The organism is Hymenobacter volaticus, from assembly GCF_022921055.1.
GTDB lineage: Bacteria > Bacteroidota > Bacteroidia > Cytophagales > Hymenobacteraceae > Hymenobacter > Hymenobacter volaticus.
On record NZ_CP095061.1, the window covers coordinates 4,555,217 to 4,575,903 of the forward strand.

Sequence of the window (20,687 nt, forward strand, 5' to 3'; positions counted from 1 at the left end):
AAAATCTAGAATTCAAGGCAAAAGAAGACACAGCAAATAACTGTGTAAGGCTACCTGAAAACACTGATAAGAAGGTAGAGCGTACTTAGTACTACACTTGACAATCCTAAAACCGGGCTAGCATCAGCTAGAGCATCCGAGAATGGACGACGTACTGGTTCAATGTAAATAATGTCGTTTGGCTCCACCTGTAGGTTGGCACGACGCATCCCATTTATCGTGGTCAGGTCTATTTGTTCTACCTGTGGATTTTTTAAATCACCCCGAATAATACGAATATTAGACGCTTTACCTCCTGAACGATAGAGTGAACTTCCAGCGCCGCCACCATCGACACCACCAGCCGCTGCTAGCACTTCTATTAAATTCATGTTATCGTTAACTAAAGGAACAATCCTGCCTCCTACTGAGCCCAACACCACTACTCGGCTGTTCGTTACGCGAGTGACAACAAATACTCCTTTGTAAAATTCTTCGTAGCGCACTTTTAGTACACTATCAGCTTGCAATAAGGTGTAACCAGTTATCCGAACTCTATTAATGAGAGGCAAGCGTACCGTACCATCTGTTTGCACAGTAAATTCCGAATCTCCGCCTTGTGTTGGGGTAGGTTGCCCGCTGCCTGATGCCAGTGTGCGGCTACCATTGGTTCCCGTGGGCAACATACCTGCTGGGGCACCAAACTGCAGTTCCCCGTTAGGATCGATAATCCGCTCACCGTTGTTCGTATATACCCTCACAGCCAATAAATCATTGGGCTGGATAATATAGTTCCTGTTCACCCGGTTTACCACGCCACGCAGCCGAGTGGTATCCAATCCTTTACCATCGCTGAGCCGGAACATAGTGCGTTGATTGTAGACGCGAGTTGTACCGCAGGCAGACAACAATAGCAGAAGTGGTACACACAGCAACCAGAAGCGAGAAAGAGAACAGAAAGCAGATTGTTGCATGCAGACAAAAACCGGAAAAATGAAAGGGCATGCCCTGCAAAGAGCCGCGCTTTGTTGAGTAAAAATCAGCTAAAAACCTTCAAAGTAACCTAATTGATACGCCCTTTCAAAATTGCCGTCTCTAGCCGAAATCCTATACCCAACTGGAGACAAGCCAAAATCGTACCTTTATGAACCCAAAATTACCCCCGTCTAGTTACTACCTTAAATTCCCACCCTTCTTACACTTTTGCCCATGGAACTGGTCGCTACTGAAAACCAGACAATGATTGCCCAAATGGTGCGTGACTTTGGCGCGCATCATATTAAACCTCACATGATGAAGTGGGATGAATCACAAGAGTTTCCCCTTGATATTTTTCGCAAGTTAGGCGAGCTAGGCTTAATGGGCGTGCTGGTGCCGCAGGAATATGGTGGAGCGGGTTTTGGCTACACCGAATATGTAACGGCTATTGCCGAGCTATCAAAAATAGATGGTAGCATTGGTTTAAGCATGGCAGCTCATAACTCGCTATGCACCGGTCATATATTGCAACATGCTTCCGAAGCTCAAAAAATTAAGTATCTACCCAAGCTGGCTTCGGGCGAGTGGATTGGTGCCTGGGGCCTCACTGAGCCTAATACTGGCTCTGATGCTGGCAACATGCGTACTGTAGCTGTGCAAGATGGAGATGACTACGTACTAAATGGCGCCAAGAACTTTATTACTCATGGCAAGACTGGCAACGTAGCCGTGGTAATTGCACGCACTGGCGAAGTCGGAGATTCGCATGGAATGACAGCTTTTATTGTGGAGCGTGGCACTCCTGGCTTCACAGCCGGCCGTAAAGAGGATAAACTCGGCATGCGTGCTTCCGAGACGACAGAAATGATTTTTACCGATTGCCGCGTACCGAAGGAAAACGTGATTGGTAACGTCGGCGATGGATTTGTGCAGTCGTTGAAGGTGCTTGACGGGGGCCGTATTAGCATTGCCGCGTTGAGCCTAGGCATTGCACAAGGTGCCTATGAAGCTGCCTTGCAGTACTCGAAAGAACGGCATCAATTCAACCAGCCCATCAGCAATTTCCAGGGTATCGGATTTAAGCTAGCAGATATGGCAACTGAAATAGAAGCCGCTTCCCTGCTCACCTACCGTGCGGCCGACATGAAAGATCGTGGCCTCAATGTGAACCGGGAATCGGCAATGGCAAAATTGTATGCTTCGGAAGTTGCTGTTAGAGCTGCTAATGAAGGGCTGCAAATTTTTGGTGGCTATGGCTACACAAAAGACTATCCAGCTGAAAAATTCTATCGTGATGCCAAGCTCTGCACGATTGGTGAGGGCACTTCCGAGATTCAAAAGTTGGTGATTGCGCGTACTCTCTTAAAATAAGAGACAGAACTAATCCAGGTTTTAGGCGGATTTCAGTGGTTACTATGGCCTTAAGTTTTGAAATCTGCGTAATCCATTTTTAATCTGTGAAATCCGTGATTATCTTTGCGGCCCTTCAAAGCTGAGTTTTCAACCCCATTGACATATGATCATCGTACAAATCAAAGAGAACGAGTCGGTTGACCGCGCGCTTAAGCGGTTCAAAAAGAAGTTTGAGCGCACGGGTGTGCTGAAAGAATTGCGTCGTCGCACTTTCTTCCAGAAGCCTTCTATCACCAACCGCAAGCAGAAGCAAAAGGCCATCTACAAGCAGGTGACCTACGGCAACGACGCTAACTCGTAGTCCTTCTATTCATTACGGATCAAACCGGCTAATATGCTTTGTAGGCGTGTTAGCCGGTTTTTTCGCGTCTTACCCTTTCGGTTTTTTTACTGCGTTGAAATCCATACATTGGTTGTCTAGCCTTAGCGGTTGGCACTCCATGCATGGATTTATTTTTTAATTACCTCCGGTCTGAGCGGCGATATAGTTCGCATACGCTGCTGTCTTATCAGACGGATTTGCGGCAGTTTGCCGATTATCTGAAATCAACTTACGAGCTCACAGACTTAGCGCAGGCCGACCATACGCTTATTCGGTCGTGGGTGGTTGAGTTGATGCAGCAGGATCTTGATCCGCGGACTGTCAACCGTAAGATTGCTTGCCTTCGCTCCTATTTCAAGTTTCTGCTGACTACCGGCGTGATTGCGCGTAACCCAATGCTGCGCATAAAGGCGCCGAAAATGGCTAAAAAACTGCCGGAATTTGTACCAGAGGAGAGCTTGAATGGCTTACTGAATTCTTTTCAGTTTCCAGACACCTTTTCTGGTGCCCGCGACCAATTGGTACTAGAACTACTTTACGGAACTGGTATCCGCTTATCGGAACTGATTGGTATTGCGCCCGATGACGTGAATCTACACGGCAATACAGTGCGTGTGACCGGCAAAGGCAACAAGCAACGACTAGTGCCGCTGAACAAATCTTTAGTGACTGTACTAGAACGCTATATAGCATTTCGAAAACGCGAAATAGCTAATCCCGACAACGCCCACACGGCCCTCCTCGTTACAGACAAAGGTGAGCCGATGTATGAAAAGCTCGTTTATCGAACTGTAAAGCACTATTTAAGTCAGATAACAACAGCCTCTACTCAGCAACACCCCCACGTATTGCGTCATTCCTTTGCCACGCATCTGCTTAACAAAGGGGCTGACCTCAATGCTATAAAAGACCTATTAGGGCACGCTAATTTGGCCGCCACCCAGGTCTACACGCATTTGTCGATCGACAAGCTCAAATCTGTTTTTGAACAGGCCCATCCAAAGGCCTGAGTTGTGTTCCTTTTTCTACTTTAACCCCTACTACAGATGAAAGTACAGATGCATTCGGTGCATTTCGATGCCGACCAAAAACTGCTCGACTTCATCCAGAAGCGCCTCGATAAGCTTGAAACTTTCTATGACCGGGTCATAGAGGGCGAGGTGATTTTGAAGCTGAACAATAAAGATGGAATTGATAACAAAACCGTAGAAATCAAACTATTCGTACCGGGCGCTACCCTCTTCACCCAGGAAGATGCTGCCTCGTTTGAAGCTGCCGCCGATGCAGCTGCCGATGGGTTGAAACGGCAAATCACTAAGTACAAAGAGAAAGTAACTAGTCACTAAGCTTATACACCCAAAACTTGCCGCGTACAGCCGCATCAAAAAGCCCCGCCTGATACTTCAGGCGGGGCTTTTTGGTTTACGAAGCTTAAGGCTACTTCACACTTAAGCAGGATCTTGCTTTACGTACTACAAGCCAAATTCAGCTTTGATCTTGTCTACGTAGTCCAGTTTCTCCCAAGTGAAGGTCTCAACAGTGCGGGTAGAACCATCGGCACCTTTTACTTCCTTGGTGCCAGGCTGCCGGCCCATGTGACCATAGGCAGCAGACTCTGCGAAAATAGGATTGCGCAAACCGAGGCGCTGCACAATGGCATAGGGCCGCAAGTCGAATAGCGTTTGTACCTTCTCAGCTATCTGGCCGTCAGTCAGCTTTTGGCCGTTGGCGCCGGTAGCTTTCGTAGTACCATAAGTGGTTACGAACACACCTACTGGCTGAGCTACACCAATGGCGTAAGCTACCTGAACCAATACTTGGTCGGCAACACCAGCGGCTACTAGGTTCTTAGCAATATGACGAGTGGCATAAGCAGCGGAACGGTCTACTTTCGAGGAGTCCTTGCCCGAGAAAGCGCCACCGCCGTGAGCACCTTTACCACCATAGGTATCCACAATGATCTTGCGGCCCGTCAGGCCAGAGTCACCGTGAGGGCCACCGATAACAAACTTGCCGGTAGGGTTGATGTGGTGAATGATGTCGTCGGTGAACAGCTTTTGAACATCGGCGCCAAGCTGGGCTTTAACGCGGGGAATCAGAATGTTCTTGATGTCGTCGGAAATGACGGAAAGCATCTTTGCTTCGTCGGTGTCGAAGTCGTCGTGCTGCGTGCTGACAACGATAGTTTCAATAGCCTCGGGCGTGTTGTCGTCGGCGTAGCGGATGGTTACCTGGCTCTTAGCGTCGGGCCGGAGGTAAGTCATTTCCTTGCCCTCGTTGCGGATCTTCGACAACTCCTGCAGCAAACGGTGCGAGAGGTCGAGCGCCAAAGGCATATAGTTTTCCGTCTCCTTAGTGGCGTAGCCGAACATCATGCCTTGGTCGCCGGCACCTTGCTCTTCGTCGCTAGCGCGCTCTACCCCTTGGTTGATGTCTGGTGACTGCTCATGCAGACGGTTCATCACCTCGCAGGTATCGGCGTTGAATAGGTACTCGGGCTTGTTGTACCCAATACGGCGGATAACCTCACGGACAATAGGCTCGGCTTCTACACGTGCCTTCGACTTGATTTCGCCGGCTACCAGCGCAAAGTCTGTTGTAACGAGGGTTTCGCAGGCGACTTTGGAAGCAGGATCTTGACGCAAATACTCGTCGAGGATGGCGTCAGAAATCTGGTCGGCTACTTTATCGGGGTGGCCTTCCGAAACAGATTCGGAAGTAAACAGGTACGGCATCAGTAGTAAATAAATGTTCAGCAGTCGGGGCCGGTAGCCCCCGCCCTACCATAGGGCAGGGTCGCAAAGCTACTATTTAGTTGGGAGTTGTGACAACTTGAATATTTAGAAGTGTCTTAATTTTTGTCCTAATCAGACAGGATCGGCCACAGAAAAAGCCTTTCCGTTTAATTTCCGCCACTACTATTGGTTTGGCTCGGCTTCAGATTTGCTTCGAATAACTTTAGAATGCGGCGGTATTCATCGGTCCACGAGCTTGGTTCCACGAAGCTGTGGTCCTCGACGGGGTAAACGGCTAATTCCCAATTTTCTTTTTTCAACTCGATAAGGCGCTGACTAAGACGCACAATGTCTTGGAAATGCACGTTGGTATCGACCATACCGTGGCACATGAGCAGAGCGCCTTTCAAACCAGCCGCGTAGTTGATAGGCGAAGACTTCGCGTAGGCTAACGAGTCGTTATAGGGTTCGTTGAGAATATTGTCGGTGTAGCCGTGGTTGTAATGCGCCCAGTCTGTGACGGAGCGCAACGCGGCGCCCGCCCGGAATACATCGGACTGCGTGAACATGGCCATTAAGGTGATAAAGCCCCCGTAGGAGCCGCCATAAATACCGATGCGCTGTGCACTAACGCCGTATTTCTCAGTGAGCAGTTTAGCGCCATCCACATGGTCTTGCAGATCCAAACCGCCCATGAAACGATAGATGCCCGTGCGCACATTGCGGCCATAGCCAGCTGAGCCACGGTAATCGATATCAAGCACAGTGTAGCCTTTGTCGACAAGCAGGTTGTGAAACATGTATTCACGGGAGTATTGGCTCCACCACTTGTGCGCATTTTGCAGATAGCCGGCGCCATGCACAAAAATTACGGCTGGACCTTGCGCCTGGGGCGTCGCGGGGCGGTAGAGCCTAGCGTATACATCGACGCCATCTTGGGCTTTGAAGCTAATGACCTCGGGTTTGCGCCAGGGGTAACTTTCGAATTCGGGGTTGTGCTATGGGTGAGTTGCCGCATACGCCCGCCAGTGTTATTCGGCTTGTTGGGCAGCATGTACAGCTCCCAGGGCGAATTGGAAGAACTGTAGCGCACGGCCAATAGCTTTTCGTCGGGTGAAACCGTTACCTCATTTCCTCCAACCAGGCTTGTGATTTGCTGGAGCGGGCCACCCTCGGCGCGCATGTGGTAGAAGTGCGTTTCGCCAGGGTGACTGGCATTAGCCGTTAAGTACCAGGTTTTCTTGTCGCGGCTGAGCTGAGCTTTCTGAATTTCGAACTTCCCGCTGGTCAAGGCTTTTTTCTGACCGGAAACCGCATCCACAGTATAGAGGTGGGAGTAGCCGGTTTCCTCGCTCTGAAACCAGATGCGGCGGTTGTCGAGCCAGCCCACGTTGCCTTCGTCGTAGCCGATGCCAGGGCCGTTGATCCAAGCTTCGTCGCGCTGCCGGTCCAGCAGCTTGATTTTTTGGGTAGCGGGGTCCAGGGCCACAATCCACCGGTCTTTGTTGTCGGCGGAGCGCACAACCAAAAACGCGTGCTGCCCATCTTCCGACCAGAAAGGCCCATAGGGCCGAATCCTGCGCATTTCGGTGGCCGCCTTTTGCTTGCGGGCCACCGTTGCTTTGCTGGAATCCGCGGGCTGAAGTTGTTTGGTGGGCTTATATTCATTCCGGTAGGTGGGTTGCTCATCGAGGCCCTTCAGTTCGCGGTAGTTTAGCGTGAAAGTGCTGTCGCGGGCTACGTCATAAATTCCTAGCTCGTAGGTGGTTTGCGGGGCGCCTACTTTGGTGCGGGAAGAAAGGTCTTCGGTGAAGCCTGAAGCTGTAACAAAGCTCGGCACTACTGTGCCTTTGGTAGTAGCAGGCTCTTGTGCCAGCGTGTAGGTTACATACCGACCATCAGGGCTGAGCTGGGGGTCGCGTACAGTCTGCTGGCCGATGTAGATGGCCTTGGGCCGCAGACGAGCCAACGCCCGCTGCTGTTTTTCGCGCGCTTTCTGGTCTTGGTCGCGCTGCCGGACTACTTCAAATAAAGCTAACTGCTGCGCCCGCAGAAACCGCTCCGACTGGTCGAGCAACGGGTTACCGGGCTTGAAGCCACGCCGGAAATCGGTACGCTGGGTGGTTTCGCCGGTGGTTGGGTCCCAGGTGTAGAGGTTTTGGGCACGAGTGTACACAATCAACTGGTCGCGCTGGGCGAAGGTCGGGTCGGTTTCGCGCTCAGCGGTATTGGTGATACGCCGGATTCGCTGACTTTTTAGGTCGAGCAAATAGATGTCTCCATCCTTTTCATACACTTTGCGGGTGTACTTGGTATCGTAGTGGCCCTCACTAGCAGGTAAGGTTTGTTGCGCCGTCACGCTTACTTTACGTGGCGTACCACCTGTTGGCGACACCTGATAGAGAGAATCCCGCCGAGTTTTTTCGGGGTTCCAGTTGAAATAGATGTGCTTGCTATCCTCACCCCAGTAAATACCCGACGGCGAAGTACCAATCCACTGCGCTTGGTCGCGCATTATCTTTTCAACGGTAAGCGGAGCTAAATTACTCGCAGGAGCAGCGGGCGTTTGGGCAAAAGCAGGAAGAGCAGTGAGCAGCAGCCCGAGGCAGGAAAGAAAACGCATCAGTGAAGTAGTAAACGGAACAAGCAGCGCAACCTACGCAATGCCGAGCAAGAACACCCCACCTGGCTGGTCGTTGCAGAAAGCTATTTTGCTTGCAGCAACAGTGAAATTTTACAAGCCGCCTTGCTGCCAGGCTTGCAGCTCTGCCTGCAGGTTGTGCCGGGCAGCAGCGTCTAAGCGGGTGCGGTACGCGGCGGTACGGTAAAGCACGGGCGTAGTAAGTAACTTCTCCAAGACCTTGCTGCGGCCTTTTTGGTACAAGGATTCAGGCACCAACCGGTATTCCTGCCGCACCTGCCGGGCGTACTGCCAATAGTCGATTTCGGGCGCACCTAATATGCCAAGGTCTGCGTCGAGGAACAGTTGCAAGTCGGTATCCTCGTCGGGTAGGGTTTGGGTGTGGTCTTTGGTTCGCTCGATTAGGAAAGCAACCCGCTGCTGCCGGCTTTCGGAAAGCGTAGTCTTGATTAAAAACTCGGAGGCTAGTTCGGCACTGCGGGTTTCGTTGTCGTCGCGCAACGGGTCGTACACCGCATCGTGAAACCAAACGGCTAGCTGCACTACCGTACTATCGTGAAGCGCGGCGGCTTGCACGGCATCAAGCAGTAGTTGGACATGCCGCAACGTATGATAATGCCTACCCGAAGCGCTATAAGCGGCAACCAGCTGCTCGAAGGTTGCCGCCCGCTGTTTTTCGTCGGGGAGCAGGGAGGCGGTTAGCTGGTGCCATTGGGCGGCGAGGGTAGTGGTCATCAGAGAAAGAGTTGATTTTCGAGGGAACCACAATGGTTAGCTGATGGCTTCAAACTAGTACTCCTCTATACTAGGCTCGTAATCATTTGAGTCATTAGCCTACCTTATTTTATTTGTACGCAGTATTATTCGGTCTTCGGGCTAGCTATTTCCGCGCCGTAAGGGTTAGGGTGCCTTATTTCCAGGTACAGTTCGGGAGCAGCCAATGGCTTAAAATTGAACTGCTGGTAGAGGCCGTGCGCATCACGGGTAGCCAGCAGTTGGCGTCGCAAGCCCTGCAACTCGGGGTGCGCCCATACTACCTGCATCAGCCATTTTGAAAGGCTTCGCCCTCTATAGGCAGGCAACACAAACACGTCGCAGAGCCAGGCGAAGGTGGCTCGGTCCGTTACTACTCTGGCAAAACCAGCCAATTGACTGTCGGGTGCATACAGTCCGAAATTCAGGGAATTGGCTATGGCTCGCGTTACGGTTTCGAGAGGTATATTCTTAGCCCAGTACGACTCCTCGGACAAGTATTGATGAATAACCGCCACATCTAAGTGGGCTGGATCAGTGCTGATAAAAAACTGATCATCACGACGTTGCTCGGTGTAGGACATTCTAATTTTTGGTAAACCCGCAGATAAGAAATCGTCAGTTAGTTAGGCAAAATTCTCGAAACAGTTTATTGGCATTTATGCAATGCTAGGGACTTAGACTCCTGCAATTGGTAGCTAGTAGATTTTACTGGTCTTGGAGCACATAAGCTCATCCATTCTATACTTTTTTGCGTTGAGCAGGTTATCCAGTATCCCACTCACCCTCACCTGTTTTATTGCCTATGAAATCTTTTGCTACTCTGCTTTTGCTTGGTATGTTGGCGGTTCCGGCCGTCGCTCAGCAAGGCCCAGTGCTGGCTACCTATGCTGTTGGCAGCACCACTGTTTCTGCTTCTGCTCTCACCAGCAACCTTGACACGCCTTGGGAGCTACTTTGGGGTCCCGACAATTTTCTGTGGATGACGGAGCGAGGCGGCCGTATTAGCCGCATCGACCCCAACACCGGCCAGCTTATTCCGCTGCACACCGTGGCCGACGTAACCGAGACAGGTGAGAGTGGCTTGCTCGGTATGGCGTTGCACCCCGATTTTGCTACCTCGCCCTACGTGTATGTGGTGTACAATTACACCGACGCGGGCACGCTCAAAGAAAAGCTGGTACGCTTCACATACTCAGCCGCGGCCAATACGCTTAGCAGCCCATTGATATTGCTCGGCAACATCACGGCCGTTACCACCCATAGCGGTTCACGCCTACTTATTCTGCCTGACCGTACGCTGCTTATGACCACCGGCGACGCACAACAACGCTCGGACGCACAGACACCCTCTTCGCTGAACGGTAAAATCCTGCGCATGAACCTGGATGGCACCGTCCCGGCCGACAACCCCATAGCCGGCAGTATGATGTATACTCTTGGCCATCGCAACCCACAAGGCCTGACGCGGGCCCCCTCAGGACGCGTTTACAGTTCGGAGCACGGGGAAAATATCGAGGATGAAGTGAACTTGATAGAAGTGAACCGCAACTATGGCTGGCCCACAATAGAAGGTCTTTGCAATCTGCCCGCCGAGCAAACTTTTTGCACCGCCAACAACGTGCGGGAGCCTCTAGCTTCCTATACTCCTACTCTGGCCGTAAGTGGCCTCACCTACTACAATCATCCGGCTATTCCCGGCTGGAACAATTCCCTGCTGCTGCTGAGTTTGAAAGCAGGCACCTTCACCCAATTGCAACTCAACACTACCGGCGATCAAGTGGCCAGCCAAAACAACCTGTGGGCCGGCACGTATGGCCGACTACGGGCCGTGTGTGTGTCGCCGCAGGGACGTGTGTATGTTGGCACCAGCAACCGTGACGGCCGAGGCACCCCGCTGCCACCGACGACCGAATCCTAGTGCTGGAAAACCGAGCGTACATACCGGCAGCCGTGAAAAACGGCACATCGAGTTTGCTACAACTGTGGCCGAATCCTGCCACCCAAACTGTGGCAATCCGATTGCCAGCCGCCACCCGTGCTTCCACAGTCATTCAATTGCGCGATGCGCTAGGCCGCGCCACGCGCAATATTCAACTGGCCGCAGGTCAACAGGAAGTGAACATCGACCTGAAGGGGTTGCAAAGCGGCTTGTATATGGTACAAGCACAACTAGGTGACACGCAGTATACGCGCCGCCTAGTAATAGAGTAAGAAAGTCTCATTTATCGGGGAGAACGTATGCCCTTATTCGTCAGCCTCGAATACTTGCTAGTAGCTACAAAAAAGCCACGCTTAGCGTGGCTTTTTTGTGGGTGTTGAAGACCAACTAAATTGGGTGTATCTGCTCGGATTAGGTCAACCTGGCAGCTGATTTAGAGCAAGCGGCCGAGGTACTCACCAACTATGCATTAATACTCTTTTCTGTGTCGCTAGATTGTTCGTCACGAACAGTTGGTGTGCATTAGCCAGTAAGTAGTGCCGCATTACTACTACTAGAGAAATCTTTTACGGTTCAGGCTTATAGCATCGCAAAGCGACCTATTCAAGGCCGGCAAAGCAGATCATGCCGAACTACATCGAAGAGGTTCGTATAAAAGAAAACTATTTCGCGTGATAAGTAGTATTTATACTGTCTTAAAAATAATTTTAGGCACATCTAAATTACTATATTGTGTCTTCTTTAGTGCCTGACTCTATGCCCCTTGTTACTGAAACTCCACCGGCGCCCCCAGTCTCTGTACCTATACCCGCACCTGAAGCGGGCTGGCGGCGGGCGCGAAGTGGCAACTCCTTAAGCGAAGTATACGCCAGCATCCGGGTACCGGCGCAGAATGCCTCGTTTTGGCGCAAATTATTAGCCTTCTGGGGCCCGGGCCTCATGGTAGCAGTAGGCTACATGGACCCCGGCAACTGGGCCACCGACCTCGCTGGCGGCTCCCAATTCGGCTATACGCTGCTATCGGTCATCTTGATTTCCAATTTGTTTGCCATGCTGCTCCAGCACCTAGCTGCCAAGCTAGGTATCGTAACAGGGCGCGACTTGGCGCAAGCTTGCCGCGACCATTATTCGAAGCCGGTGGCTATGGTGCTGTGGTTCCTGTGCGAAGTGGCCATTGCCGCCTGCGACTTGGCCGAAGTTATAGGCTCAGCCATTGCTTTGAATCTGTTGTTTGGTCTGCCGCTTACTTGGGGTGTGGTGCTTACCATTCTCGATGTGTTTGTGGTGTTGCTATTTCAGAGCCGCGGGTTTCGCGTGCTGGAAAGCATAGTAGCCGGCTTGATCGTGGTGATTTTCGGCTGTTTCCTTTACGAAATTATCATATCCCAGCCCGATTGGTTTGGCATTCTGGGCGGACTTGTGCCGCAGCCGCAGGTGGTCACCAACCCCAAGATGCTTTACATTGCCATTGGCATTTTGGGTGCTACCGTAATGCCTCATAACCTGTATTTGCACTCCAGCATCGTGCAAACGCGTGCCATCGAGCAGACAGAAGGTGGCAAGCGCATGGCCATCAAGTTTGCTACCATCGACTCGACGGTGGCGCTGTTTATGGCATTCTTCGTGAATGCGGCCATTCTAATTACAGCTGCGGCGGCTTTCCACCGCAACGGCTTACACGAAGTAGCCGACATCAGTGACGCGCATAAGCTGCTGGCCCCAGTGCTGGGTGCGGGAGCAGCCAGTGCGGTGTTTGCAGTGGCACTGCTGGCTTCTGGCCAAAACTCCACGCTGACGGGTACGCTAGCCGGGCAAATTGTGATGGAAGGCTTCCTTAACCTCAAATTGAAACCTTGGTTGCGCCGCCTGATCACGCGTGGTATTGCGGTGTTGCCCGCGCTCATCGTAACTATGAAATACGGCGAGAAAGGCACTGGGCAGTTGCTGGTCCTGAGCCAAGTAATTCTGAGTTTGCAACTAAGTTTCGCGGTGGTACCACTGGTGCTATTCACGGGCAGCAAAGACAAGATGGGCGTGTTTGTGAACCGGCCGTGGGTGCAGATAACCGCATGGATTGTGTCGGGTATCATCATTGCCCTGAACGCCTACTTGCTGTATGAAACTTTCTTTGGATAACCCCTAAGATGCGTGGAGCCTAACCGGCTACCACGCATTTTTTTGACCTTACTTTTAGATTAGTCTAAATATTTTTTTCAATCTGGCTTAAAGGCCGAACCGGTCTGTTTTGCTGCTACTCCCAATTCCTATGAAGCTTGCATACTTTGTACAGGTTCTTGCTGTTTTGCTGCTAGTTAGCGGAGCTACTTCGGCCCAAACGGCTATGGGTACCATCCGGGGTAGAGTAATGGTGGGCAACAAAGGATTGGAGCTAGCTACTGTGGCCATCCCGGGCACTACCCTAGGTACTTCAACCGATGCGCAAGGCCGGTACGAGCTACGGGCTGTGCCAGCCGGTACGCACACGGTGATTTTTTCGAGTGTAGGTTATCAGCTTCAGCGGCAACAGTTAACTACCACGGTTGGCCAGGTTACAGAAGCAACAGTTGAACTCATGGCTGTGCCTGCTGCGCTGGCCGAAGTGGTAGTCACGGGGGTGAGCCGGGTCACTGAAGTCCGCAAAAGTCCGGTGCCTATTGCAGTGCTTAGCAAGCGGGAAGTGAACCTCAATAGCAATGGCAATTTGGTTGACGCGGCCGTGAAAGGAGTACCAGGCTTGAGTGCCGTGACAACGGGACCCAACATTTCCAAGCCGTTCATTCGGGGATTAGGCTACAACCGGGTACTAACTCTCTACAACGGTCTGCGCCAAGAAGGCCAGCAGTGGGGTGACGAGCACGGCATCGAAATCGACCAGTACGACATCGACCGGATAGAGGTAGTAAAGGGCCCGGCCAGCTTAATATACGGGTCCGATGCGGTGGCCGGCGTCATCAATATGCTGCCGCGCCTGCCCAACGGTTCGGCCGGCCAGCTGCATGGCGACGCCCTTACCGAGTATCAAACCAACAACAACTTGCTGGGTACCTCGGTGGGGCTGAACTACAACAAAAACGGCTGGCAATACGCAGCTCGGGTTCCTACCGCCTAGCACAAGCGTACCGTAATGCCCTGGAAGGCCGCGTGTATGGCACAGCCTTTCGAGAGTTTAACCTGACGACGATGGTCGGGGTGGAAAAAAAGTGGGGCTCCACGCACCTTTCCGCTACGCTTTACGATAACCACCAGGAAATCCCGGATGGCAGCCGCGACTCACTGAGCCGGCAGTTCACCCGGCAAATAGCGGAAGGCAACCAAGACGACATCAAGAACCGGCCCTTGGTGCCCACGGCCGACCTGAGTTCATACCACATCAACGCGCTGCACCAACGCATTCAGCACTATCGGCTCTTGAGTCGCACCCGCTTGAAACTAGGTACCGTGGAACTTCAGGCGCTGCTGGGTGCACAGCAAAACGTCCGCCGTGAGTACAACCACCCTACGGCGCCCGCCCAAGCAGGCTTAGGCGTAGTCTTGAACACCTATACCTACGACTTGCGCTACGCCGCTCCTGCTTGGCAGGGCTTGGAAACCACCCTGGGCCTAAACGGCATGTACCAAACCAACCACAACCGCGCCGCCACCGATTTTCCTATCCCCGACTATTCCCTGGCTGATGTGGGTGGCTATATCTATGTAAAGAAAACCTTCGGCAAGCTCGACCTTTCGGGCGGCGTCCGCTATGATACTCGGTTGCTGAAGTGGGCCGACTTCTACGTGGGCACGGATTCTACCACTGGGTTTAGTCGGCAGCTAAGTGCAGCTGAAGCCGACGGAGCCGACCCGCAGTTTTCCGCTTTTCGGACGCGTTACCAGGGTGTTTCGGCAAGTGTGGGCGCGACCTATACTCTCACAGAGCGGCTACTGTTGCGGGCCAATGTGGCGCGGGGCTACCGAGCGCCTAACATCACGGAAGTAGGCTCCAACGGCCTTGACCCCGGCGCACACATTGTGTATTTGGGCAACCGCAGCTTCGGCCCGGAGTTCAGCTTGCAGCAAGACTTGGGCGCAAGTGCGTATCTGCCGGACGCGGAAATAAGCGCCAGCGTGTTCAACAATGCCATCGATAACTATATCTATCAAGCCCGCTTGAATGACTCTAATGGGCAGCCGGTTATCATCGTGCCGGGCAACGCCACTTACCAGTACCAGCAAGGTCGTGCGCGGCTATACGGGGCTGAAATAACGGTAAATCTGCACCCGAAGGCGCTGCCGGCGTTGGCTTTCAACAACAGTTTGGCATACGTAACTGGCCTAAACAAAGAAGCTAGTTTATTGGAAACCAACGGCGCGGCGGCCAAGTACTTGCCGTTTATTCCGCCGCTGCGTACTCGCTCCGAAGTGCGCCTGAGCAGCCAGCAAGCATGGGGGCCATTGACCGACACCTACGTGCGCGCAGTGCTGGATTATAATGCCGCCCAAAACCGTTTTTACGCCGTCGATAACACGGAAACCCGCACGGCTGGCTATGCTTTGGTGGGGCTTGGCGCGGGTACCAGTTTCACGGGTGGCCCTAGCAAGCGCGAAATTTTGCAGGTGTTTGTGCAACTCGACAACGTGTTCAATACGGTGTACCAGTCGCACCTTAATCGCCTGAAATACTTCGAGTACTATGCGGCTTCTCCCACGGGTCGGCAAGGCATTTACAATCAGGGACGCAACCTGAGCTTGAAAGTAATTGTCCCATTTTAATCGGTTTTAATGGTTCTTCGTAGAAGGCGCACACTCTCTCCTACCACACTTAACCATGTCCTACCGTTACTTGCTATTGGGGCTGCTGCTCTTGGGCTTCCGGGCCGAAGCGCAAGAAGCTCCTGAAAAGCCCTGCCCTTACGATTCGGCCCATTTCGACTTGTTTCATCCGGTGCCGCGCAACCGCCTGCGCCCCCTGCGGCCCGACCGGCCTGGCGTTACGGAAAGCCCTTTCACGGTTGATGCCGGCCACTTCCAAGTGGAAATGGATGCTTTGCGGCTTATCAACAGCCGCGACGACGACGAACGCAGCCGCGAATTCAAGGCAGCTTACTCCAACCTAAAGCTTGGCCTGAGCCGTCGCACCGATATTCAACTGGAAGTACCGCTCTACAAAATAAGCAAGGATCGCACGGTCGGCGAGTCGGATTGGGAGCGGCATACTGGCTTTGGTGACATGGCGCTGCGGGTGAAGCACAACTTCCTTGGCGACGACCAAGACGGCCCTATTGCCATGGCAATTGTAGGCTATGTGCGCTTCCCAACTGGGGGCAAAACCGGGAGCGGCGCGGCAGAATACGGCATGATTGTGCCCGTCAACATCGAGTTGCCACACAAGTTCAACCTCGACCTTCAGCTGGAGTCGGACCTGGAATACGACCGAGACATGAGCCGCCGCTATGTGCAGCTGATGCCATCCATTGCCCTCGACCACGAATTCACCGACGTATTTTCTTTCTTGGTGGAAGGCGTAACCCAATGGGATACCAAACACAACGGCTGGCGCACCACCGTAAACTTGGCGCCCATCTTCACCGTCAACGAAAACCTTCAACTCGACTTTGGTGCGCACTTCGCGTTAAACCGCGAAACCGACCGGGAATTTTTTGTAGGCTTTTCCTTCCGCCGCTGAGCTAAAACAAAGAACTAAAGGAAGCGGCAAGCCTCTACTCCTCGTGCTAAATCCCATAATAAAATCCTGCGGCAACAGTTGCCGCAGGATTTTATTATGGGATTTAGGGTTGATAATTACCGAGCGTTATCGGTCATCAAGGAGCGGGTGTGTGCTTTCCAGTCGGTGATAAACCAGGTGACGACGGACACCGCCCCTAAAACCCAACACAGATTACGTTCGGCACTTCCCTGCGGAAACTTGAACAAGAAAGGCGCAACCAACAAGAGTACTCCCGTTAGTAGATCAAGCCAGCCGTGAATTTGCAGAGGCACTATTCGAATCAAGCCTAGCTTGAAGTCGGTGAGTAGGGTTAGAAGCAGGTAACCACCAGCCATTACATAACATGCAGTGTCAACGGCGGGCTCTAAATCGGATACGATAGGCGCCATGGCCAAGACGGTAATAAACATTACATCCACGACGCCGTGGGCTGTAGGTGAGAGGACTTTCATCGGTGGTAGTACTATTGAAGTTAAACCATGCTGTTTCGTACGGCAAGCCTTGCGCAAGGGTATTGTCGATCCTCCCCTAAACGCTGACCATAAAAAAGCCTGGCTGCTTGTAGGCGCCAGGCTTTTGAGTATGCTACTTACGCCAGCACTAGTGATTTGGCACTATCGAATTGTGGGCATTAGCATTGGCGTGCGTACTGGCCCGCCAGTCGGTGAGCATCCACGCGCCAAGAAACAGGACACCCATGCCCATAAAGAAGTTGCGGGCTACGTGGCTGTCGTCGCTGAAGCCAAACAAGAAGGGTGATGCTAGCAACACTAGGCCGCTTACAAGTTCCAAGCCGCCGTGGATTGGGAACGGAATCATGCGAGCCACTCCCATAGGGAAGTCCGTCAGGAGTGTGATTACCAAGTAACCTGCGGCCAACACGTAACAGACAGTGGCGTAGGTCCCGTCGAAGTTGAAGAGGGTGGGTGCCAGGGCAAACAGGGCAATGGTGCCGTAGTCGAGCATGCCGTGCACGCGAGGTGATATTACTTTCATGGCGTAGTCTTAAATCAAGGTGAGAAAGGAAGTGTTATGCCCTTTCTACGCCCACCCTACGCAAAGGATATTGTTGAGCTACTGATATTTACTGTTTATTTCACGTGTTTCTAACTGAGAATATCACCTACCGTTCTGCTTATACCAAGCCTTGCAACCGCACGAATTCCTGACCTAGAATTGCCTTGTCGTCGGCTTGCAACCAGTCGTGCAAGATGGTGGCGTAGAGGCTGCGAAAATCAAGTTGGTGGCGTAGGTCGCCGTCCAGGAGGTTTTCGAGGTCGGGAGCATTATTAAGGACTCCTTTTTGCTGAAGGCCCCGCCGAGCAGCAACACATTGTTCGCGGTGCCGTGGTCAGTGCCATTGCTGGCGTTTTGGGTCACACGACGACCAAATTCCGAAAACACCAACACCAGCGTATCATTGAAATTACCGGCCTTTTGCAGGTCTTCGGCAAACGAAGCCAACCCGTTAGACAAATCACCGAGCAGTCTACCCTGCTGTTCTTGCTGCCGCACGTGTGTATCGAAACCAGTAAGCGACACATAAAACACGCGCGTATCAATGCCCGAATTGATTAGCTCCGCTGTGGTTTTCAGGTTGCGGCCAAATTCCGTGGTCGGATACGCAACACTGGATTTGTACACCTTGGACGTTTGGTACAAGTAATCGGCCGAGGATGAGGTTTCGGCCAACGTCTTGTACAAGTAATCCAGCTCCGACACGGCACCCGTAGGCTTCTCGCCGCTCACTTGCGCGATAAATTGGTTTTGCGTTATCTGATGAAATTTTTCGGGGTTCTTTAACGCCAAGCCTTTGCGCAACTCCCCTTTCATAGCCAAGCTCAACGTATCGTCCACCTCCAAGCCATTGTAGGGGACTTGGCAAGCCGGGCAGTTCGAGTCGAGGTAGCGGCCGAGCCAGCCGGTGCTCACGTACTGGTCGGAAGCCGAACCGCTCTGCCAGATGTCCATGGAGCGGAAGTGCGACCGGTCGGGGTTAGGGTATCCCACCGAATTTAGCACAGCTACATAGCCTTGGTCATAAAGATCCTTCAGGCGCGCCATGTTAGGATTGAATCCCAAGTCTTTATCGAGAGCCAGCACGCCGCTTTGCTCCCGGATGCCAAGCGTAGGGCGGGCCTTGTAATAGAGGTCGTTGCGGTATGGCACGATGGTGTTTAGGCCGTCGTTGCCGCCTCCAAGTTGCACCACTACCAGCCGACGGCCGTTGGCATCAGCCAGCTTCTGCAGGCCCTGGCTGTCTAGCGCGTGCAAGAATTTCGGCACGAACAGCAAGCTGCTAGCCAGTACAGAGGTCTTCAGAAAGTCGCGGCGGGAAGTAGGCATTGTGTTGTCTATTTAAATACTCATACTATTCTGCTGTATCTCGTTTGTTGACGTTGCCATCCTAGCTAAAACGTCCTACTGAGCTTGTCAAAGCATCTCGTTCGCGCCGTTGCACTGACAAAGGGTTTAGTACACTAGCGAGATGCTTCGGCTGCGCTCAGCATGACAGGTAGTTTAGCTATTTAAGCAGACGAACGGTATGCTTCGGCTGCGCTCAGTATGACGTTCTAGTTGTGTTGTCAACGGCAACACGCTAAATGCTTCAGTTAAGCAGGATGGTTGTTTACATCAATTGATACTCGGGCAAACTCAGCAGGCTGGTAATCATGGCGCGTAAGCGTCCTTCGGCAGGCGCAGTATCAGCGGCTTTCTGAATCAAGGCTAGGTTGTCCGGGCGGATTGGAGCTTGCAACACGAACTCGCTGAGTTTGGCGGCTTGCTGCGTTGGAGCCGTGTTGGCCAGCATGGCTTGCACTGGGGCCAGCTTCACGGTGGTTTTCACTTGCTGCCGAAATGTGCGGTCCAGCTTGGAAACCTGTGGAGCAATGTCGTTTTCGTCTTCCTTCAAAGCCACATTGAACTCGGCGTTTCGGAGCAGCACCGACGGTAGCTGCAACCGGTAAAGCAACGACGACGAATCTATCCAGTTGCGCCCACCAGGCCAGCCCGCCACGTTTGGGGGCTCAAACAAAGTCTGACCTAATGCCTTCTGGAACACAACAAGTGGCCGGTCGTTCACGAGTTGCAACCCCATGGTCCGCTTGATGCCGGCTAGCAGTTCGATAGGCGACTTGATGCGTGTGCCTACGTTGGCCGCCTCATAAAACCAACCGGCCGAAAACATCTGCTCCACCAAGACGCTGAGGTCGTACCCGCTCTTGAAAAACGCCTGCGCCAGTGGTTGGATGTGAGCCGAGTTGGGTGTGTCATTTACGAAAAAGCGGTACATCTTGGTGGCAATAAACTCGGCAGTGCGAGGCTGCTCTAGAATGATGCTGAGTACCTGCTCCCCGTTGAAATTGCCAGTGCGGTTAAGGAAAGTTTTAGGACCGTCGTCGTGCTGGTTTTCCCGAAACACAAACTCGCCACGGGCATTATAGCCCCACCCGGTAAAGGCGCGAGCTGCCTCCTTCACGTCTTTTTCGGTGTAGTTGCCGCGCCCCATGGTAAATAGCTCCATCACTTCGCGCGCGAAGTTTTCGTTGGGACGCTGCTTGCGATTTTGCTGGTTGTTGAGGAATTGCAGCATGGCCGGCTCCTTGCTTACGGCCAGTAGCAAATCACCGAACTTGCCGAGCGCCAGTTGCCGGATGGTATTGTTGAGATGTAGCGCCGCATCGGGCCGGCGCACGCGGCACGCAAAGTGGCCGTGCCAAAAGAAGGTCATTTTCTCCCGCAGCTGCGCTGGCGAAGTAGCCATCCGGTTCATCCAACCCGTGTTCATGGCATAAAACGACTGGCGGATACCATCATTCTGCATTTTGCGCTGCTGGGCCGTCATATTCTCCCTACGCAGCAAGGGCGGCTGGTTTATGCCACGCCGCACCGCCGACCTAGCCGACAGTGACGCCACCGGCCCTGGTTGCTTTATACCCGCACCTGTAGTTGTCTGATCGGGTGTCGTTGTCATGGTAGTCTGCGGAGTGCCTGCGCCCGGCGAGACTGCCACAAATGAGGTAAAAGCCTCCTGGTAGTGCATTTCAGGACTATCGAGCAACTCTATCTTCTCGGAGTCGCGCAAAAGCTGGCGTAGTGCTTTGCGCGGACTCAGGCCGTTAGCTACGTCTTCGGGCCGCGGCCCAAAACCGGCGCGCCAGTACAAATGCTGAAGTTGCTGTTGCGTCGTCATGGCACTTGGACGCCTACAATGACTA

The 20,687-nt window shown here is 52.7% G+C and carries 18 protein-coding genes and 1 pseudogene; 10 read left to right on the plus strand and 9 right to left on the minus strand.

Features of this window, described 5'->3' with window-relative positions; genetic code table 11:
• Positions 1–50 precede the first annotated feature (50 nt).
• Positions 51–953: a polysaccharide biosynthesis/export family protein gene (locus tag MUN86_RS19920; RefSeq protein ID WP_245119747.1), complete on the minus strand. Its 903-nt coding sequence runs from the start codon at positions 951–953 to the stop codon at positions 51–53.
• A gap of 235 nt (positions 954–1,188) precedes the next feature.
• Here MUN86_RS19920 and MUN86_RS19925 point away from each other — a divergent pair, with 235 nt between their 5' ends.
• The 4 genes from MUN86_RS19925 (at position 1,189) to hpf (ending at position 4,038) form a co-directional block, all read left to right on the plus strand.
• Positions 1,189–2,328 carry an acyl-CoA dehydrogenase family protein gene (locus tag MUN86_RS19925; RefSeq protein ID WP_245119748.1) on the plus strand — a complete coding sequence of 380 codons (1,140 nt, stop codon included), beginning with the start codon at positions 1,189–1,191 and terminating at the stop codon, positions 2,326–2,328.
• A gap of 145 nt (positions 2,329–2,473) precedes the next feature.
• The gene (gene rpsU / locus MUN86_RS19930) at positions 2,474–2,671 is read left to right on the plus strand and encodes a 30S ribosomal protein S21 (protein WP_245119749.1); all 198 of its coding nucleotides are present in this window, start codon (positions 2,474–2,476) and stop codon (positions 2,669–2,671) included.
• Positions 2,672–2,814: 143 nt separating this feature from the next.
• Positions 2,815–3,702 carry a tyrosine-type recombinase/integrase gene (locus tag MUN86_RS19935; RefSeq protein ID WP_245119750.1) on the plus strand — a complete coding sequence of 296 codons (888 nt, stop codon included), beginning with the start codon at positions 2,815–2,817 and terminating at the stop codon, positions 3,700–3,702.
• A gap of 36 nt (positions 3,703–3,738) precedes the next feature.
• Positions 3,739–4,038, plus strand: a complete 300-nt coding sequence (gene hpf, locus MUN86_RS19940; protein WP_245119751.1) for a ribosome hibernation-promoting factor, HPF/YfiA family — start codon at positions 3,739–3,741, stop codon at positions 4,036–4,038.
• Positions 4,039–4,164: 126 nt separating this feature from the next.
• On the opposite strand, the gene metK is transcribed toward hpf, so the two are convergent.
• The 4 genes and pseudogenes from metK to MUN86_RS19960 form a co-directional block, all read right to left on the minus strand.
• On the minus strand, positions 4,165–5,427 hold the full coding sequence (gene metK / locus MUN86_RS19945; RefSeq protein WP_245119752.1) for a methionine adenosyltransferase: 1,263 nt from the start codon (positions 5,425–5,427) through the stop codon (positions 4,165–4,167).
• A 167-nt stretch (positions 5,428–5,594) separates the two neighbouring features.
• Positions 5,595–8,050 (minus strand): annotated as a pseudogene (locus MUN86_RS19950) (S9 family peptidase).
• A gap of 111 nt (positions 8,051–8,161) precedes the next feature.
• Positions 8,162–8,803 carry an HD domain-containing protein gene (locus MUN86_RS19955; protein WP_245119753.1) on the minus strand — a complete coding sequence of 214 codons (642 nt, stop codon included), beginning with the start codon at positions 8,801–8,803 and terminating at the stop codon, positions 8,162–8,164.
• Between the two features lie 125 nt (positions 8,804–8,928).
• The gene (locus tag MUN86_RS19960; RefSeq protein ID WP_245119754.1) at positions 8,929–9,405 is read right to left on the minus strand and encodes a GNAT family N-acetyltransferase; all 477 of its coding nucleotides are present in this window, start codon (positions 9,403–9,405) and stop codon (positions 8,929–8,931) included.
• 221 nt (positions 9,406–9,626) lie between these two features.
• Between MUN86_RS19960 and MUN86_RS19965 the strand changes: the two genes are divergently transcribed.
• From MUN86_RS19965 to MUN86_RS19990, 6 genes are all read left to right on the plus strand, one after another.
• Positions 9,627–10,742 (plus strand): PQQ-dependent sugar dehydrogenase, encoded by a 1,116-nt coding sequence (locus MUN86_RS19965; protein WP_245119755.1) that lies wholly within the window; start codon positions 9,627–9,629, stop codon positions 10,740–10,742.
• Positions 10,742–11,035: a T9SS type A sorting domain-containing protein gene (locus MUN86_RS19970; RefSeq protein ID WP_245119756.1), complete on the plus strand. Its 294-nt coding sequence runs from the start codon at positions 10,742–10,744 to the stop codon at positions 11,033–11,035. Before MUN86_RS19965 ends, MUN86_RS19970 begins: the two co-directional genes overlap by 1 nt.
• 484 nt (positions 11,036–11,519) lie before the next feature.
• Positions 11,520–12,899, plus strand: a complete 1,380-nt coding sequence (locus tag MUN86_RS19975; protein WP_245119757.1) for an Nramp family divalent metal transporter — start codon at positions 11,520–11,522, stop codon at positions 12,897–12,899.
• A gap of 130 nt (positions 12,900–13,029) precedes the next feature.
• Positions 13,030–13,872, plus strand: coding sequence for a TonB-dependent receptor (locus tag MUN86_RS19980; RefSeq protein ID WP_245119758.1), 843 nt, complete (start codon positions 13,030–13,032; stop codon positions 13,870–13,872).
• Positions 13,873–13,904: 32 nt separating this feature from the next.
• Complete coding sequence (locus MUN86_RS19985) at positions 13,905–15,512, plus strand: TonB-dependent receptor domain-containing protein (protein WP_245119759.1); 1,608 nt, start codon at positions 13,905–13,907, stop codon at positions 15,510–15,512.
• Between the two features lie 55 nt (positions 15,513–15,567).
• The gene (locus MUN86_RS19990; RefSeq protein WP_245119760.1) at positions 15,568–16,425 is read left to right on the plus strand and encodes a transporter; all 858 of its coding nucleotides are present in this window, start codon (positions 15,568–15,570) and stop codon (positions 16,423–16,425) included.
• A 116-nt stretch (positions 16,426–16,541) separates the two neighbouring features.
• Here the strand turns inward: MUN86_RS19990 and MUN86_RS19995 are convergent, their stop codons facing one another.
• The 4 genes from MUN86_RS19995 to MUN86_RS20010 form a co-directional block, all read right to left on the minus strand.
• A complete protein-coding gene (locus tag MUN86_RS19995; RefSeq protein WP_245119761.1) occupies positions 16,542–16,919 on the minus strand; it encodes an SPW repeat domain-containing protein in 378 nt (125 codons plus the stop codon).
• A gap of 148 nt (positions 16,920–17,067) precedes the next feature.
• Positions 17,068–17,463 carry an SPW repeat domain-containing protein gene (locus tag MUN86_RS20000; protein ID WP_245119762.1) on the minus strand — a complete coding sequence of 132 codons (396 nt, stop codon included), beginning with the start codon at positions 17,461–17,463 and terminating at the stop codon, positions 17,068–17,070.
• Between the two features lie 174 nt (positions 17,464–17,637).
• Positions 17,638–18,813 carry a DUF1501 domain-containing protein gene (locus MUN86_RS20005; RefSeq protein ID WP_311181743.1) on the minus strand — a complete coding sequence of 392 codons (1,176 nt, stop codon included), beginning with the start codon at positions 18,811–18,813 and terminating at the stop codon, positions 17,638–17,640.
• Between the two features lie 283 nt (positions 18,814–19,096).
• Positions 19,097–20,662 (minus strand): DUF1800 domain-containing protein, encoded by a 1,566-nt coding sequence (locus MUN86_RS20010; protein ID WP_245119763.1) that lies wholly within the window; start codon positions 20,660–20,662, stop codon positions 19,097–19,099.
• Positions 20,663–20,687 lie beyond the last annotated feature (25 nt).